The 15,888-nt window shown below is 50.4% G+C and carries 17 protein-coding genes, 3 tRNA genes and 1 pseudogene; 15 read left to right on the forward strand and 6 right to left on the reverse strand.

Annotated elements, in window-relative coordinates; translation table 11 throughout:
• The first annotated feature begins 53 nt into the window (after positions 1-53).
• From dcyD to sdiA, 4 genes are all read left to right on the forward strand, one after another.
• A complete protein-coding gene (gene dcyD, locus FN082_RS23705) occupies positions 54-1,040 on the forward strand; it encodes a D-cysteine desulfhydrase (RefSeq protein ID WP_139536359.1) in 987 nt (328 codons plus the stop codon).
• Positions 1,041-1,055: 15 nt separating this feature from the next.
• A complete protein-coding gene (gene tcyL, locus FN082_RS23710) occupies positions 1,056-1,724 on the forward strand; it encodes a cystine ABC transporter permease (protein WP_139536358.1) in 669 nt (222 codons plus the stop codon).
• Positions 1,721-2,473 (forward strand): L-cystine ABC transporter ATP-binding protein TcyN, encoded by a 753-nt coding sequence (gene tcyN / locus FN082_RS23715; protein WP_139536357.1) that lies wholly within the window; start codon positions 1,721-1,723, stop codon positions 2,471-2,473. The genes tcyL and tcyN overlap by 4 nt, the downstream gene beginning before the upstream one ends.
• Positions 2,474-2,774: 301 nt before the next feature.
• Entirely contained in the window at positions 2,775-3,497 is a 723-nt protein-coding gene (sdiA, locus tag FN082_RS23720; RefSeq protein WP_139536482.1) for a transcriptional regulator SdiA, read from the forward strand.
• Positions 3,498-3,564: 67 nt separating this feature from the next.
• On the opposite strand, the gene FN082_RS23725 is transcribed toward sdiA, so the two are convergent.
• Positions 3,565-3,789 carry a DUF2594 family protein gene (locus tag FN082_RS23725; RefSeq protein ID WP_004203457.1) on the reverse strand — a complete coding sequence of 75 codons (225 nt, stop codon included), beginning with the start codon at positions 3,787-3,789 and terminating at the stop codon, positions 3,565-3,567.
• 465 nt (positions 3,790-4,254) lie between these two features.
• On the opposite strand from FN082_RS23725, the gene uvrY reads away from it, so the two are divergent.
• From uvrY to FN082_RS23760, 7 genes are all read left to right on the forward strand, one after another.
• On the forward strand, positions 4,255-4,911 hold the full coding sequence (gene uvrY / locus FN082_RS23730; protein ID WP_139536356.1) for a UvrY/SirA/GacA family response regulator transcription factor: 657 nt from the start codon (positions 4,255-4,257) through the stop codon (positions 4,909-4,911).
• The gene (gene uvrC / locus FN082_RS23735) at positions 4,908-6,740 is read left to right on the forward strand and encodes an excinuclease ABC subunit UvrC (RefSeq protein WP_142982505.1); all 1,833 of its coding nucleotides are present in this window, start codon (positions 4,908-4,910) and stop codon (positions 6,738-6,740) included. The genes uvrY and uvrC overlap by 4 nt, the downstream gene beginning before the upstream one ends.
• Positions 6,741-6,797: 57 nt before the next feature.
• Positions 6,798-7,346, forward strand: coding sequence for a CDP-diacylglycerol--glycerol-3-phosphate 3-phosphatidyltransferase (gene pgsA, locus FN082_RS23740; protein ID WP_139536354.1), 549 nt, complete (start codon positions 6,798-6,800; stop codon positions 7,344-7,346).
• Positions 7,347-7,497: 151 nt separating this feature from the next.
• Positions 7,498-7,573, forward strand: a tRNA-Gly gene (locus tag FN082_RS23745).
• Positions 7,574-7,611: 38 nt separating this feature from the next.
• Positions 7,612-7,685, forward strand: a tRNA-Cys gene (locus FN082_RS23750).
• A gap of 13 nt (positions 7,686-7,698) precedes the next feature.
• Positions 7,699-7,785 (forward strand) — tRNA-Leu (locus tag FN082_RS23755).
• Positions 7,786-8,012: 227 nt separating this feature from the next.
• A complete protein-coding gene (locus FN082_RS23760; protein WP_139536353.1) occupies positions 8,013-8,681 on the forward strand; it encodes a YecA/YgfB family protein in 669 nt (222 codons plus the stop codon).
• A gap of 28 nt (positions 8,682-8,709) precedes the next feature.
• Here FN082_RS23760 and tyrP read toward each other — a convergent pair whose 3' ends face one another.
• The gene (tyrP, locus tag FN082_RS23765; RefSeq protein ID WP_139536352.1) at positions 8,710-9,921 is read right to left on the reverse strand and encodes a tyrosine transporter TyrP; all 1,212 of its coding nucleotides are present in this window, start codon (positions 9,919-9,921) and stop codon (positions 8,710-8,712) included.
• A gap of 195 nt (positions 9,922-10,116) precedes the next feature.
• Between tyrP and FN082_RS23770 the strand changes: the two genes are divergently transcribed.
• Positions 10,117-10,356: a YecH family metal-binding protein gene (locus FN082_RS23770; RefSeq protein ID WP_139536351.1), complete on the forward strand. Its 240-nt coding sequence runs from the start codon at positions 10,117-10,119 to the stop codon at positions 10,354-10,356.
• Positions 10,357-10,392: 36 nt separating this feature from the next.
• Here the strand turns inward: FN082_RS23770 and ftnA are convergent, their stop codons facing one another.
• Entirely contained in the window at positions 10,393-10,890 is a 498-nt protein-coding gene (gene ftnA / locus FN082_RS23775) for a non-heme ferritin (protein WP_004852185.1), read from the reverse strand.
• A 62-nt stretch (positions 10,891-10,952) separates the two neighbouring features.
• A pseudogene (locus FN082_RS30505) lies at positions 10,953-11,055 on the reverse strand (hypothetical protein); the annotation flags it as partial.
• 258 nt (positions 11,056-11,313) lie between these two features.
• Here FN082_RS30505 and FN082_RS23785 point away from each other — a divergent pair.
• Positions 11,314-11,952, forward strand: coding sequence for an RpiB/LacA/LacB family sugar-phosphate isomerase (locus FN082_RS23785; protein ID WP_139536350.1), 639 nt, complete (start codon positions 11,314-11,316; stop codon positions 11,950-11,952).
• A gap of 45 nt (positions 11,953-11,997) precedes the next feature.
• On the opposite strand, the gene FN082_RS23790 is transcribed toward FN082_RS23785, so the two are convergent.
• Positions 11,998-13,419, reverse strand: coding sequence for an MFS transporter (locus FN082_RS23790; protein ID WP_142982506.1), 1,422 nt, complete (start codon positions 13,417-13,419; stop codon positions 11,998-12,000).
• Between the two features lie 210 nt (positions 13,420-13,629).
• On the opposite strand from FN082_RS23790, the gene azuC reads away from it, so the two are divergent.
• Positions 13,630-13,713 (forward strand): stress response protein AzuC, encoded by an 84-nt coding sequence (azuC, locus tag FN082_RS23795; RefSeq protein ID WP_139536481.1) that lies wholly within the window; start codon positions 13,630-13,632, stop codon positions 13,711-13,713.
• Between the two features lie 79 nt (positions 13,714-13,792).
• On the forward strand, positions 13,793-14,044 hold the full coding sequence (locus FN082_RS23800) for a DUF2766 family protein (RefSeq protein ID WP_004103438.1): 252 nt from the start codon (positions 13,793-13,795) through the stop codon (positions 14,042-14,044).
• A gap of 45 nt (positions 14,045-14,089) precedes the next feature.
• Here the strand turns inward: FN082_RS23800 and FN082_RS23805 are convergent, their stop codons facing one another.
• The gene (locus tag FN082_RS23805) at positions 14,090-15,601 is read right to left on the reverse strand and encodes an MFS transporter (RefSeq protein ID WP_180349489.1); all 1,512 of its coding nucleotides are present in this window, start codon (positions 15,599-15,601) and stop codon (positions 14,090-14,092) included.
• Positions 15,602-15,888 lie beyond the last annotated feature (287 nt).

Below are 15,888 nucleotides of genomic sequence, written 5' to 3' on the forward strand. Positions count from 1 at the left end.
TATTTCGCGCGTAACAGCGTGCATAATTAAGGATAACTCAGTCAGGAGGTCTTATGTCACTGCAAAATTTAACCCTTTTCCCGCGTCTGGAACTGATTGGCGCGCCGACGCCGCTGGAATATCTGCCACGCTTATCCGATTACCTTGGCCGGGAAATCTTCATCAAGCGTGATGATGTCACCCCGCTGGCGATGGGCGGTAATAAATTGCGCAAGCTGGAGTTTCTGGCTGCAGACGCGCTGCGAGAAGGGGCGGATACGCTAATTACCGCAGGGGCTATCCAGTCCAACCATGTCCGCCAGACGGCGGCGGTAGCGGCTAAACTGGGCCTGCACTGCGTGGCGCTGCTGGAAAACCCGATTGGCACCCGGGCTGAAAACTATCTGACCAACGGTAACCGTCTGTTGCTTGACTTGTTTAATACCCAGATCGAAATGTGCGATGCGCTGACCGATCCTGACGCTCAACTGGAAGAGCTGGCGACCCGCATTGAGGCTCAGGGATATCGTCCGTATGTTATCCCGGTTGGCGGTTCTAACGCCCTTGGTGCCTTAGGTTATGTGGAGAGCGCGCTGGAAATCGCGCAACAGTGCGAGGGGGCCGTTGAGCTATCTTCTATCGTTGTCGCATCCGGTAGCGCAGGTACCCATGCAGGACTGGCCGTGGGCCTGGAACAGCTGATGCCAAATGCTGAATTGATTGGCGTCACCGTTTCACGCAAAGTGGCCGATCAGCTGCCAAAAGTGGCGGCGCTACAGCAAGCGGTGGCAAATAGCCTGGAACTGGAGGCAAAAGCTGAGATCCAACTGTGGGATGACTACTTTGCTCCGGGTTACGGTACGCCAAACGATGAAGGGATGGCGGCAGTGAAGCTGTTGGCACAGCTAGAGGGCATCCTGCTGGATCCTGTGTATACCGGAAAGGCGATGGCCGGGCTGATTGATGGCATCAACCAGAAGCGCTTTAAGGATGAAGGTCCAATATTGTTTGTTCATACCGGCGGCGCGCCTGCGCTGTTCGCCTATCATCCTCATATCTAATGCAGAACGAATAGAATGCAAGAGAGTATCCAACTGGTTATTGACTCCGCGCCCTTTTTGCTAAAAGGTGCGGTATTTACGCTACAACTCAGCATTGGCGGCATGTTCTTTGGCCTGGTGCTGGGTTTTATCCTGGCGCTTATGCGTATGTCGCCCGTCTGGCCGGTTAAATGGCTGGCGCGGATGTATATTTCGATTTTTCGCGGTACGCCGCTGATAGCCCAGTTGTTCATGATCTACTATGGCCTACCGCAGTTTGGTATTGAGCTGGATCCTATTCCCGCGGCGATGATTGGTCTGTCGCTGAATACTGCGGCCTACGCGGCGGAAACGCTGCGTGCAGCCATTGCCTCCATTGATAAAGGGCAGTGGGAGGCGGCGGCGAGTATTGGCATGACGCGATGGCAGGCAATGCGCCGCGCTATTCTTCCGCAGGCCGCGCGCGTGGCGTTGCCGCCGCTATCCAATAGTTTTATCAGCCTGGTGAAGGATACTTCGCTGGCCGCGACAATCCAGGTGCCGGAACTGTTCCGCCAGGCGCAACTGATCACCTCGCGTACGCTGGAGGTTTTCACCATGTACCTCGCCGCTTCGCTTATCTACTGGGTGATGGCAACGGTGCTTTCTACGCTGCAAAACTATTTTGAAAATCAGCTGAACCGCCAGGAGCGAGATCCAAAATGAGTGCAATTGAAGTGAAAAACCTGGTGAAAAAGTTTCACGGCCAAACGGTGCTTCATGGCATCGACCTTGAAGTGCAACAGGGTGAAGTTGTGGCGATTATCGGCCCCAGCGGCTCGGGAAAAACGACTCTGCTGCGCAGTATTAATCTGTTGGAGCAGCCGGAAAGCGGCACGATCCGCGTCGGCGAGGTAACTATTGATACTGCGCGCAGCATCAATCAGCAAAAAGCAGCCATTCGCCGCCTGCGTCAGCACGTTGGCTTTGTGTTTCAGAATTTCAATCTTTTTCCGCATCGTACGGTGATGGAAAACATTATTGAAGGTCCGGTTATCGTCAAAGGGGAGGATAAAAATGAATCCATCTCTCGGGCGCGCGAACTGCTGGCGAAGGTTGGGCTTACGGGTAAGGAAAATAGCTACCCGCGCCGTTTGTCCGGTGGCCAACAGCAGCGTGTGGCGATTGCTCGTGCGTTGGCGATGCGCCCGGATGTGATTTTGTTTGATGAGCCAACATCGGCGTTAGATCCTGAACTGGTTGGAGAGGTGCTGAATACCATCCGTCAACTGGCACAAGAGAAACGCACCATGGTTATCGTGACTCATGAAATGAGTTTTGCCCGTGATGTGGCCGACCGCGCCATCTTTATGGATCAAGGCCGTATCGTGGAACAAGGTGATGCCAAATCACTGTTTACTCATCCTCAACAGCCGCGCACGCGCCAATTCCTCGAAAAATTCCTGATGCAATAACTATTTATTTCGCTGACCACCTGCGCCTGGCTTTGTGCGGGTGGATGTGGTCAGACAATCTGCATGTCATTCTTTTTATCAACAGATTGGATGTTTTTGTGCTGGCTATAATCAAGATTGATAGATGTGTCAAGATTTTGTGCCACATCAGTTGGCATACTTCCTGACAAATCCGCTGCGGTTACTAACCGAAGTCTCATAAATGCGATGGGTTCGATATTTTGTATATATAAGTAGTGTTTATGTGTTAGTTTTATGCATTTATAATAATGATTATCACTCAGGAGTTATTTGGTCAGTTATGAGGGACAATGATTTTTTCAGCTGGCGGCGGGAAATGCTGCAACAATTTCAGTCAGTTTCTGCAGCAGAGGGCGTTTACCATCTTCTCCAGCAGCAGGCAGAAGGACTGGAATATGACTACTTCGCGCTCTGCGTACGGCATCCTGTGCCCTTTACTCGCCCAAGGGTGATGTTGCAATCTACCTATCCACAAGCCTGGATGTCGCATTATCAAGCCGAAAATTACTTTGCTGTCGACCCGGTATTGCGTAGGGAAAACTTTCTTCGCGGACATCTTCCCTGGAACGATAAACTTTTCCACGAGACGCCTGAATTATGGGACGGTGCGCGCGATCACGGATTACGCAAGGGCGTGACGCAATGCTTGACGTTACCAAACCATGCTCAGGGATTCTTATCTGTTTCAGGGGAAAGCCACAGTCCAGGTCCCTTTGCGGAAGATGAACTGGAGATGCGTTTAAGAACGCTAACCGAGCTGAGTTTACTGACGTTATTGCGACTGGAAGATGAGATGGTTATGCCGCCGGAAATGAAGTTTAGCCGACGAGAACTGGAAATTCTGAAATGGACTGCGGAAGGGAAAACCTCAGCTGAGGTTGCAATGATTCTGTCTATCTCAGAAAATACCGTCAATTTCCACCAGAAGAATATGCAGCGAAAATTCAACGCGCCAAACAAAACACAAATCGCCTGCTATGCCGTGGCGACGGGTTTAATTTGAGCTAATTTTCCGTTCTGCGTGTCAGACGTGATACCGGCTGTCAGTAATACCTTCAGCCGGTGAATGATTACTGGCGATACGCTTGTTTAATCTGCTTGACTGTGCTGGAGAATACGGCAGCCTGAGCCTCATCTTCCATCTGCGCAATTTGCTTTTCCATTTTAATAATCACACGCCCGGCATCTGCCTGGCCCATGGCCTGCAGCATCAGCGTCATCATCGCTTTAAGGCAGGAGACTTCCTGCGCCAGTTCTTGATTATTTTCTGCAGTGGAAAAATCTGGTGTGCTCATCGATATCCTCGTTCGCTTTCTGCGCAAATGCGCATGACTAAAAGTAAAGGCGGCGCAGTATACCACAAGCAAAGGAAAAAAAAGGAGTGCTTGATTTTTGTTCTCTCATTTGAATGGTGAATGATTTTAATTTGCTGAATAATACGTAATCATGAGAACTAAGCGCAATAATTCTTCATGAAGGCATTTTGAAGTTAATAATTGTTACATATTTTGTTTCGTATTTATCACCTACGCAAAGTGTTGTGTTATTGCGTAATCTGTATGATGAATGTTAACAAAATAAGCGTGGCACAACTCTCTGTTATCTATGCATTTCCACCAGGTGTGCAGGCAAATTTCCATATGTCAGTAAGAAATCTTTCATTGGACATTTTTTTGGCTTTTAAAGTTACGATAAAACCCGGTAATATGTGTGAGATAAGCTGTCAGTAGCGTTATCCCTAAATTCTGGAGATTATTCCATTGATCAACGTCCTTCTTGTTGATGACCACGAACTAGTGCGCGCAGGGATACGACGCATTCTGGAAGATATAAAAGGGATTAAAGTTGCCGGTGAGGCCTGCTGCGGTGAGGATGCCGTGAAATGGTGCCGTGCGAATCCCGTCGATGTAGTTCTGATGGATATGAATATGCCGGGTATCGGAGGTCTTGAAGCTACGCGTAAAATAGCTCGCTCCGTTGCTGATGCCAAAGTGATTATGCTTACCGTTCATACTGAAAACCCACTACCGGCAAAAGTCATGCAGGCCGGAGCGGCGGGGTACCTCAGTAAAGGCGCTGCGCCGCAAGAGGTCGTGAATGCGATTCGCTGCGTGGCTTCTGGTCAGCGCTATATCGCTTCTGATATCGCCCAGCAAATGGCGCTTAGCCAGATTGAACCGGAAAAGGCGGAATCGCCGTTTGCCAGTTTGTCTGAGCGCGAATTGCAGATTATGCTGATGATCACCAAAGGTCAGAAGGTCAATGAGATTTCAGAGCAGTTAAATCTGAGTCCTAAGACGGTGAACAGCTACCGCTATCGTATGTTCAGCAAATTGAACATCCATGGCGATGTAGAGCTGACGCACCTGGCAATTCGCCATGGCCTGTGCAATGCGGAGTCGTTAGCAAATCAGTGAGTGATGTTTTTGACGCAAAAGCTTTCCTGAAGACAGTGACCAGCCAACCGGGCGTCTATCGTATGTATGATGCTGGCGGTACTGTCATCTATGTAGGTAAAGCAAAAGATCTTAAAAAGCGCCTTAGTAGCTATTTTCGCAGCAATCTGGCTTCACGCAAAACTGAGGCGCTGGTGGCGCTCATCGCGCAAATAGACGTTACCGTTACCCACACTGAAACGGAAGCGCTGTTGCTTGAGCACAACTATATTAAGCTGTACCAGCCGCGTTACAACGTGCTGCTGCGCGATGATAAATCCTACCCATTTATTTTCCTTAGCGGTGATACTCACCCCCGTCTGGCGACTCATCGCGGAGCAAAACATGCTAAAGGCGAATACTTTGGCCCGTTTCCTAATGGTTACGCGGTTCGTGAAACGCTAGCTCTGCTGCAAAAAATCTTCCCCATCCGTCAGTGTGAGAACAGCGTCTATCGCAACCGTTCTCGACCGTGTCTGCAGTATCAGATTGGACGCTGCCTGGGGCCGTGCGTCGCCGGTTTGGTCAGTGAGGAAGAGTACGCGCAGCAGGTCGATTACGTTCGCTTGTTTCTGGCTGGTAAGGACGATCAGGTGCTCACGCAACTGATTTCCCGGATGGAAAAAGCCAGCCAGTCGCTGGAATTCGAAGAAGCAGCGAGGATCCGTGACCAGATTCAGGCCGTACGCCGGGTAACGGAGAAGCAGTTTGTTTCTAATACCGGTGACGATCTTGATGTGATCGGCGTAGCGTTTGATGCGGGAATGGCCTGTGTTCACGTGCTGTTTATTCGTCAGGGGAAAGTGCTGGGCAGCCGTAGTTATTTTCCGAAAGTGCCGGGCGGAACGGAGCTGGGCGAAGTGGTGGAAACCTTTGTCGGTCAGTTCTACTTACAAGGCAGTCAGATGCGTACGCTGCCCAGCGAGATCTTGCTGGATTTCAACCTCGGTGACAAAACCCTGTTGGCAGATTCTCTCTCGGAATTAGCCGGTCGACGCGTTAACGTACAAACGAAACCTCGCGGCGATCGTGCGCGTTATTTGAAATTGGCGCGAACCAACGCTGCTACGGCGCTGACTACCAAGCTTTCCCAACACTCGACGATTACTCAACGACTGCAGGCGCTGGCCACATTACTTAAGCTGCCAGCGGTGAACCGTATGGAGTGTTTTGATATCAGCCATACTATGGGCGAACAAACGGTCGCGTCGTGCGTGGTTTTTGATAGCAAGGGCCCCCTGCGCGCAGAATATCGCCGTTATAACATTACCGGTATCACGCCGGGAGATGATTACGCGGCGATGAATCAGGTGTTGCGCCGCCGTTACGGTAAGGCGATAGAAGAAAGCAAAATTCCTGACGTGATTCTGATCGATGGCGGCAAAGGTCAGCTCGGACAGGCAAAAACGGTATTTGCCGAGCTGGACGTGTCGTGGGATAAAAACCATCCTCTGTTACTTGGGGTGGCAAAAGGCAGCGATCGTAAAGCAGGACTGGAGACGCTATTCTTCGAACCTGAAGGCGAGGGCTTCAGCCTGCCGCCGGATTCGCCAGCGCTGCACGTTATCCAGCATATTCGCGATGAGTCGCACGATCACGCTATCACCGGACACCGTAAAAAACGGGCGAAAGTGAAAAGTACCAGTACGCTGGAAACTATCGAAGGGGTGGGGCCGAAACGCCGTCAGATGCTGCTGAAGTATATGGGCGGTTTGCAGGGGTTACAGCAAGCCAGCGTTGAAGAGATTGCTAAAGTTCCGGGTATATCTCACGGTCTGGCAGAAAAGATCTTCTACTCGTTGAAACATTAGGGGCTCTGTAGCAACATAGGGCTAATTTTTACTTACAACAGATAGTTACCCGTTACTATGCGATTTAATATCCCTACGCTGCTTACTCTGTTTCGCGTCATCCTTATTCCTTTCTTTGTACTGGCGTTTTATCTGCCGTTTACCTGGGCTCCTTTTGCCTGCGCGCTCATTTTCTTTGTTGCTGCCGTAACCGACTGGTTCGATGGTTACCTCGCGCGTCGCTGGAATCAGAGTACCCGTTTCGGTGCTTTCCTCGATCCAGTAGCGGATAAGGTCATGGTCGCTATTGCGATGGTGCTGGTTGCTGAACATTATCATACCTGGTGGGTGACTTTACCTGCTGCAACCATGATTGCCCGTGAAATCATTATTTCAGCTTTACGCGAGTGGATGGCTGAACTGGGCAAGCGCAGCAGCGTAGCGGTTTCGTGGATAGGTAAAGTAAAAACGACGGCTCAGATGGCGGCGCTGGTATGGATGCTCTGGCGGCCAAACATTTGGGTTGAATGGGCTGGAATTGGCTTGTTTCTCGTGGCGGCGGTGCTGACGCTCTGGTCCATGCTGCAATATTTGAACGCAGCGCGCGGCGATTTGCTTGATCAGTGATCGTTTCGGCGCAATTTTCAGCAAACAACACAAGGTTTTAAAAAATAACGTTGACTCATTGCGCCAGGTAAGTAGAATGCAACGCATCGAACGGCAGCACAGTCTGGCAGACGATAACAAAATCAAGCGATTAGCAAATTAGCTTGATGATGCGGGAATAGCTCAGTTGGTAGAGCACGACCTTGCCAAGGTCGGGGTCGCGAGTTCGAGTCTCGTTTCCCGCTCCAGTTTAAAACATCGGCAATAGCGGGTGTTAAAGTATTAAGGCGCGTTAGCAAAGCGGTTATGTAGCGGATTGCAAATCCGTCTAGTCCGGTTCGACTCCGGAACGCGCCTCCAATTACTATCCCGAGCCCGGGTGGTGGAATCGGTAGACACAAGGGATTTAAAATCCCTCGGCGTTCGCGCTGTGCGGGTTCAAGTCCCGCTCCGGGTACCATTGGGATATGGCAGAATAATCAAAGCAATAAGCAGTGTCGTGAAACCACCTACGGGTGGTTTTTTTGTATCTGAAATCCTCCTTTCCAAAAATGCTTACCGCTTCCACCGGATGCCTTCAGTGAGATAGCTGATATCATTCGTAACCTGAAGCTTCAGTAGCTGAGTGGTTTTCTCACGCTATTTCCGTTACTGTAAGCGCCATTTTTTACGACGATGAGCCTGTTTATGAAAACTGGACCCCTGAACGAAAGCGAAGTTGAATGGCTGGATGATGTCCTGTCGAAATATGCGCAAGACGGTACCATCATGGATGTTGCTGAACTTGATGGGTTGCTAACGGCCATTCTCTCAGGGCCAACGGAGATTGAACCTGCGCAGTGGCTGATTGCTATCTGGGGCGGGGCAGATAACGTACCGCGCTGGGCCAACGATCGCGAGCGGGATCGCTTTGTTAATCTCACGTTGCAGCAGATGAGCGATATTGCTGAGCGTTTAAGCGATTACCCTGAACAATTCGAACCGATGTTTGGCAGCCGCGAAGAGGAAGGACAGGAGCTCACTATCGTTGAGGAGTGGTGCTTCGGCTATATGCGCGGAGTGGGATTGAGCGACTGGTCTGCTTTGCCTGCGGAACTGCAGTCAGAACTGGATGTGATTGCTCTGCACGGCACCGAGGAGCGATTCGAAGCGCTTGATGAATTGTCCGCCGAAGAGTTTATTTCCAGCGTTGAGCGAATTCGTCCTGCGGCTCTGACGCTTTACAACTACTGGACAGAGCACGCTCAGCCGGCAGAAGTTCAGCAGCCAATCAGAAACGAGGCGAAGATTGGGCGTAACGATCCTTGCCCATGCGGCAGCGGGAAGAAATACAAACAGTGCTGTTTAGCGAAATAAAAGAAGGGGCCGCGCAGGCCCCTGATTTTTATCCCACTGCAGGCAGCAATCCTGCAACGATTGCAAACTGAATCACCACGATCCCAATTCCGCACGCCAGAACCAACCACAGCGCAGGCGCCCCCCCGGCAACGCGCCAGGCGGCATCAGGATGCTGTTGACGGCTTTTCATGACCAGCAAAGAAGGCAACATGAGCGCCAGAACTGCCAACGCGACGCCCGCATATCCTAAAGCCATCACGAAGCCACGCGGATAGAAGAGCGCAAAGGCCAGAGGAGGTAAAAAGGTAATCAGACCGCTCTGTATACGCCCGCCAGCGCTGTTTTTGCGCTGAAAGAGATCGGCCAGATAATCGAACAGGCCGAGCGCCACGCCAAGGAATGAGGTCGCCAGCGCCAGGTCGGCAAACAGGTGAACCGCCAGCTCAACGTGCGATGAAGCAACCACTTCACGAATGGCTTCCAGCAGTCCGTTAAGTCCGGCATTTTTCGCCAGCAGAGCGGTAAAGGCTGGGGAATCAATGCTGCCAAGGGTCGCCAGCTGCCAGAAAATATAGGCAACCAGAGGAATAAAGCTCCCGATAACAAATACCCGACGCAGTTTGCGAATATCCCCGCCCAGGTAGCTGACAATACTGGGTATGCTACCGTGAAAGCCAAAAGAGGTAAAAATGACCGGAATTGCCGACAGCGCTAGCCCTTGCTGTAGCGGCAGGGTTAGCAGGTTCATCTGATGGATATGGGGCAGCAGAAGCGCCAGCATAATGGCGAGAAAGATAATCTTTGCGCTGAATAAGAAGCGGTTAAAAAGATCGACCAGCGATGTGCCGATGCAAACCACCGTCCCGCCTATCCCGGTAAAAATCAGAACTCCTGCCGCAGGGGGCAGCGTCCAGTCCAGCCATTGGTTGAGACTTGAGGCCAGTAGTTCACCGGCACCGCTAATATAGGCAGCCGTTAGGGCATACATCAAGAACAGCATGCAACAACCCGTGGCCCACTGCCCATAACGCCCCAGATAGCGCGCCGCCAGAGAGCCCAGCCCCATATCGGCTGGTACATGCTGGTAGACTTCCAGCAACAACAACGCGGTGTAACACATCAGCGCCCATAGCGTTATCAGCAAAGCTAACGTTACGCCAAAACCTACGCCTGCTGATGCCAGCGGCATTGCTAACATCCCGGCTCCGATTGTGGTGCCAGCAACGATTAAAATACTACCAAGAGTGCGGTTCTTCACGCTTTTCTCTGTCCATGATGGAATACACAATTAATTATGCCGCGCAGAGTATGTGAAATCAGTAGGTTCGTCAAATGAGGGTTACAGGAAGTGTAACTATAAATTTACGCTCGGTTAAGGTTTGCCTTAAAGATGCGCTGGCGCAAGAATCCAGTGTTCTGGCTGGTTTATTCTCTGCGCTTTAAGGGAGGTGTTATGCAATCGATTCATGGTCACGAAGTTCTGCAAATGATGATCGCATCAGGCGAGCCTTATACCGTTGCGACGCTTGAAGCGGCGATTACAGCCCGTTTCGGGAAAGAGGCTCGGTTTCACACTTGTTCGGCGGAAAACCTGAGCGCGGCGGAGCTGGTGGCATTTTTGCAGAAAAAAGGGAAATTTATTGCCGCTGAGGAAGGGTTCAATACACACGAAAGTAAAATTTGCCGCCATTAATACGGCAGCGAGCGCTGAGCGTCGCTGCCGATTTTATTAATTTTGCGTATCGAGCGTGGCCAGCTCTTTATCAATAAAGTACAGGCCTTCGCCGCTTTTGCCTGCGAGGGTCAGTTTATCGATAACAGATTTAAACAGTTTCTCTTCTTCGTGCTGTTCAGCAACGTACCATTGCAGGAAATTAAAGGTTGGATAATCCTGGCTGGTCATTGCCGCGTGAGCCAGTTCGTTAATTTTCTGCGTGATCAACTGTTCGTGTTCATAGGTAACGCGGAACAGCTCGTCCAGCGACGCATATTCGGCAAACGGTGACGCGATAGCGGTAATGCAAGGCAGGCTGCCGGTATCGGTCAGGTAGTCGAACAGGCGCTGCATATGGGTCATCTCTTCCTGCGCGTGGCGACGCAGAAACGCTGCGGCACCTTCAAAACTATGGTAGCTGCACCAGGCGCTCATTTGCTGATAAAGGAGAGAAGAATAAAGTTCAAGGTTCATCTGCGCATTAAGCTTATCGATCATTTCTGTTTTTAGCATCAGGTTGCTCCGGAAATAGAATTAAGGGTTATTGTGCGCTCACTATAATTTGTTATTAATTTATTTGCAAAAAGTAAATTAATAAAATCATTTATTAATAATGCAAATGGGAATAACACGCATTGGCAATTTAATAAATAATGAGAATGGTTTTAATTTAATATTTCTAACGATATTAATCGTTGTATCACGTTCAGTGGCGAAAATGGACTCGCTCAGCGGATGCCAATTCCACTGGGCTGGTAATGGAGCGGCGGAAAGATGAACTAGCCTGGCAGGGTGAGGTCAAAAGTGTGAGGCGATATGCAATTTATAAAACAACTTTTCATAAAATTTGAAAGTGTGTTCATAAGGTAGTATTGTTCTTAGCAACGCTAACGAACTATCGCGGGAGAGCCCGCACAGCATTCAGGAGAGTAAAGCATGAAAATCGCACTGATGATGGAAAACAGCCAGGCGAACAAAAACGCCATCATCCTCAATGAGTTAAATGCCGTTGCTGACGAGAAAGGTTTTCCGGTTTACAACGTCGGTATGAGCGATGAAAACGACCATCACCTGACCTATATTCATTTGGGTATCATGGCCAGCATCCTGCTGAACTCTAAAGCGGTCGACTTTGTGGTTACTGGCTGCGGTACAGGGCAGGGCGCACTGATGTCTCTGAACATCCATCCCGGTGTCGTTTGCGGCTACTGCATCGACCCTGCGGATGCCTTCCTGTTTGCTCAGATCAACAACGGTAATGCGCTTTCTTTACCGTTTGCGAAAGGTTTTGGCTGGGGCGCAGAGCTGAACGTACGCTTTATCTTTGAAAAAGCGTTCACCGGTCGTAACGGTGAAGGCTATCCGCCGGAGCGTAAAGAGCCTCAGGTGCGCAACGCCGGGATCCTGAACACGGTTAAGGCCGCGGTTGTTAAGGATAACTATCTGGATACCCTGCGCGCCATTGACCCGGAACTGGTGAAAACCGCTGTTTCTGGTCCGCGCTTCCAGCAGTGTTTCTTTGAGAATTGCCAGGATAAAGAGATCGAAGCGTTCGTTCGCCAGATCGTCGGTTAATATCCTGTCATGATGAAAGGCCAGCGCTGCTGGCCTTTTCTGTCTCTAGTTCTTTTTACTCGACACGCTGCTACCCGCATCTTTTGTCAGATGCAGGCTATCGACCATCCCCACCAGGCAAATTAGCGCAATAAAAATAAAGGACAGGCGGAAGCTGATGCCCGGGAGTTCGGAAAGCATGAGCCATTTGCTGAACTCTTCCCCAATACGAATACCGATTGCTCCGAGCGTAATTCCGAGCCCAACGGCCAGTTGAGAAGCTGTGCTGAACAGAGTATTGGCATAGCTCATCTGCGCTGAAGGGACGTCGGCGAAGGCCAGAGTGCTGATGCCGGTAAATTGAATCGAACGAAAGACCCCTCCGAGATAGAGAATCACAACGATTAGCCAAACCGGCGTTTGCGGCGTTAAAAAAGCGCAGGCCAGCAGCGAGCATACGTTTAATGCACCGTTAATCAGCAATAGGCGGCGAAACCCTAACCAGCGGATCAGCGGCGTGGTGACGGGTTTGATGGTTAAGTTACCGACAAAGACGGCCAGGACCAGCAGCCCGGAGTGGAATGGATCCATGCCAAATCCGACCTGAAACAGCAGCGGCAGCAGAAACGGAACCGCGCTAATTGAGGCGCGGAACAGGGAGCCGCCGTACATAGTGACTCGAAAGGTGGGGATTTGTAGCGCATCAAGGCGCACCATCGGCCATTCGGTTCGGCGGAAATGCCGCAGCGAAAAGAGCGTGCAGCCAAGGCCCATAGCGAGCAGTACCAAAGTCTGCAAGCCTAAGGGCTGGCGATCGCCGAGCAGCTCCATGCCGGCAACGAGGCTAATCATCGCAACCGAGGTAGCAATAAAGCCTGAAACATCGAAAGGGCGCCGTTCATCTTCGCGAATATCAGGGATGATGCGCAGCGCCAGGACGATGGCGATAAGCCCGAGCGGCACGTTGATAAAGAAAATCCAGTGCCAGCTGGCATAGCTGGTAATAAACCCGCCTAGCGGAGGACCGATAATTGGCGCAACCAGCGCGGGCCAGGTCAAGGTGGCAATTGCTTTAATCAACTGATGCTTCGGCGTGGTACGTAACACCGCCAGCCGACCAACGGGAACCATCAGCGCGCCGCCTATCCCCTGAAGAATACGCATTGCGACAAACACATCGACATGGGTCGATAGCCCGCAAAAGACCGAGGCCAGGGTAAAAATCGCCAGAGCCAGAGTAAAGATTTTACGTGCGCCGAAACGATCCGCAATCCAGCCGCTGGCCGGTATCAGGACCGCAAGGGTAATAAGATAGGCGCTAATTCCGATGTTAAGGTCGACGGCCGTCACGCCAAAGTCTTTTGCCATGTCGGGTAGGGCAGTCGCAATGACGGTTCCGTCAAGGAACTCCATAAAAAAAGCGCCAGCCACCAGAAGGGCCGGTGCTGAAAAAGAACGATCGTCCCTGGAAGAGATGTTTGTACTCATTGTTGTGTCGCTGCCATAGCAAAGTGAGGTCAGATTCAATGTGGAGCATAAAGATCTTAACTATCCGATTTCACTCACTTTTGTTTAATAGTTAAATTCTTATTGTAAAAAATATGTGATTTATCGCACATTCCCATTGATTTTTGTGATACAAGTCATATTATAACCGCATAAACATTAACACCTGCATAACAAAAAGTGGAGTCACTCATGAAGCTGCGCAAAATCCTGAAAAGCATGTTCGAAAACTACTGCAAAACCTTCAAAGACGTACCGCCTGGCAGTATGTTCTGATAAAAAAACCTGCTGCGGCAGGTTTTTTTATATCCCAGGATTTAGGGTACTATTACGCTCCTGAAAAAAGGAGTAAATAATGTCTCAACATCTCACCGAACATGACGAGCTGGTCTCTGACGTTGTCGCCTGCCAGCTGGTTATCAAACAGATCCTCGACGTCATCGATATTATCGCCCCTGTTGAGGTGCGCGAAAAAATGACCACCCAGTTGAAAGCGATTGATTTTGCCAGTCATCCAGCATCAGCCGACCCGGTGACGCTGCGGGCGGTACAAAAGGCTATTGCATTGATTGAACTGAAGTTCACCCCGCAGGAAGAAGCGCACTAAAAAGATACGCCCCGGTATCGTTGTGATGGCGGGGCGTATCTTTAACTAATGGGAAACGGCGGTTTGGGCCGTGGTCTCCTGGGTATTTTTGAACAGTTTGCTGTTGCCCCAGCACTCTTCATAACGATGACCGACTAAATCTTCAACGATAAGGCGAACGTCCGGTGCGATATCGGCGACTTTACCTCCCGCTTTAATTCGAGCGACCTCCTGTAACACGACCAGGTGCGCTTTGCGATCCAGCTTCATTTGCTTACTGAATACAATAGCTGCCAGAGCCAGCAGAACCACCCCAGCACAGAACACTACCGCAATAGCGGTTACCGCGCTTTCCGGCTGCGTATGTGCCTTCGACTGGAATCCGTAGAAGCTGAGGATGGCGCCCATTGAAAAGACGATAATCGAGCGCAGAATTTTCCCGGAGAAGGTCATCGCCCCTGCATAGATGCCTTCACGGCGACGGCCTGTATAGATTTCATCGACATCAGCTAAAAAGGTGTAAACCGTCCATGGAATGTAGTACACGCCGCCGGTGCCCAGGCCGAACAGCACCGTAATCCCAAACATCAGTATGGTTGCCAAATGCGCTGGCAGGTGGAAGAACCACAGCGATGTATAGAGCAGTACGGCAAAGATAACCACGCTCAGCGCCAGAATATAGGGCTTACTGAATCCTTTCTTCACGCACAGACCGATGAACAGGGCAGTTGATATCAGCTGCAGGATGGAGTTCAGGCTGTTTAACCCTGCGACCATTGCCGGATCGTGTTGCAGAACGAAGATGACAAAATAAGTAAAGATAGACGCGAACAGCCATTCAGCACCGAAACCGCAGAGATACATGCCGAGGTGTTTGCGGAAGACGCGCAGATAAAACGTTGAACGCATATCTTTCGCCAGCATAAGCAGAGTATTGAGCAATCCCTTTTTCTCCCCCGAGCTGATTTCTTCTTCGCGCGGGCGCTCCCAACTGCAATACCACAAGCAGGAGATGGCGACGATAAGGATGACGCCGTAGGTCAGTCCGGTCAGAAAAAATGGGGTCGCGGATTCCTTACCATAGAGCAGAATAAACTGGCCTGGAATAAACGCTGCCAGGAAGTTGGCCAGCTTGCCGAAGATGGCCTTGTAACCCGTGAGTTTCGAACGTAGTGAGAAATCGTCAGTCATTTCGGTCGCCAATGTTTCATAGGGGACCATGATCGAGGTATAAATGATTTCAAAGATCACGTAGGTACACAGGTAATACCAAAAACCGAGACCTTCTACCCATAGCAGCGGGTAGAACATCATCAGCGGAATGCCGATGAGTAAAAAGAATCGACGACGCCCAAAGCGTTTGCCGAGTCGCGTTTTACCAAAGTTATCGGTCAGATAACCCATCAACGGGTTACTGATAGCGTCGATAATACTGGCGACGGAGAAAATAAAGGAGGCTTCGATCAGCGTCAGCCCGCAGAACGTTGTATAAAAATAAAGCAGCCATGCCCCGCTGATCGCCAGTGCGCCGCTCCCCAGTAAATTCCCGCCGCCGTAGGCTAACTGATGGCGTAACAAAATCGGTCTTCCCTGCAGCCCCTGTGAGGCTGAAGCCGTATATCTTGCCATTAAAATAAACTCCGTGTTTTAAATTTTTGAAACACTGTTTTTATATTATCAACCAATGGTTTTAAACGTGATCCAGATCACCAATACCCCTCTAAGTCATCTGTCTGAGCTGTAATGAGATCTAGTTAAAAGTTTTTAATGCTTTTTAGGAATAAAAACGGCGCCGTAGCGCCGAAAAAGATTGGTTGAGGAGGGATTGCTGTGAAGATATTGATGGCAGTTATACGTAGTTTCTG

Origin of the sequence: Klebsiella spallanzanii, assembly GCF_902158555.1 — a bacterium.
GTDB lineage: Bacteria > Pseudomonadota > Gammaproteobacteria > Enterobacterales > Enterobacteriaceae > Klebsiella > Klebsiella spallanzanii.

What these genes read in the sequence shown, in the direction of transcription:
- ftnA (WP_004852185.1), bottom strand. Translation starts at nt 10,890, where the DNA reads ATGCTAAAAACAGAAATGATCGATAAGCTTAATGCGCAGATGAACCTT.
- tcyL (WP_139536358.1), top strand. Translation starts at nt 1,056, where the DNA reads ATGCAAGAGAGTATCCAACTGGTTATTGACTCCGCGCCCTTTTTGCTA.
- FN082_RS23800 (WP_004103438.1), top strand. Translation starts at nt 13,793, where the DNA reads ATGTCTCAACATCTCACCGAACATGACGAGCTGGTCTCTGACGTTGTC.
- sdiA (WP_139536482.1), top strand. Translation starts at nt 2,775, where the DNA reads ATGAGGGACAATGATTTTTTCAGCTGGCGGCGGGAAATGCTGCAACAA.
- dcyD (WP_139536359.1), top strand. Translation starts at nt 54, where the DNA reads ATGTCACTGCAAAATTTAACCCTTTTCCCGCGTCTGGAACTGATTGGC.
- tcyN (WP_139536357.1), top strand. Translation starts at nt 1,721, where the DNA reads ATGAGTGCAATTGAAGTGAAAAACCTGGTGAAAAAGTTTCACGGCCAA.
- FN082_RS23725 (WP_004203457.1), bottom strand. Translation starts at nt 3,789, where the DNA reads ATGAGCACACCAGATTTTTCCACTGCAGAAAATAATCAAGAACTGGCG.
- pgsA (WP_139536354.1), top strand. Translation starts at nt 6,798, where the DNA reads ATGCGATTTAATATCCCTACGCTGCTTACTCTGTTTCGCGTCATCCTT.
- FN082_RS23760 (WP_139536353.1), top strand. Translation starts at nt 8,013, where the DNA reads ATGAAAACTGGACCCCTGAACGAAAGCGAAGTTGAATGGCTGGATGAT.
- FN082_RS23770 (WP_139536351.1), top strand. Translation starts at nt 10,117, where the DNA reads ATGCAATCGATTCATGGTCACGAAGTTCTGCAAATGATGATCGCATCA.
- FN082_RS23785 (WP_139536350.1), top strand. Translation starts at nt 11,314, where the DNA reads ATGAAAATCGCACTGATGATGGAAAACAGCCAGGCGAACAAAAACGCC.
- FN082_RS23790 (WP_142982506.1), bottom strand. Translation starts at nt 13,419, where the DNA reads ATGAGTACAAACATCTCTTCCAGGGACGATCGTTCTTTTTCAGCACCG.
- azuC (WP_139536481.1), top strand. Translation starts at nt 13,630, where the DNA reads ATGAAGCTGCGCAAAATCCTGAAAAGCATGTTCGAAAACTACTGCAAA.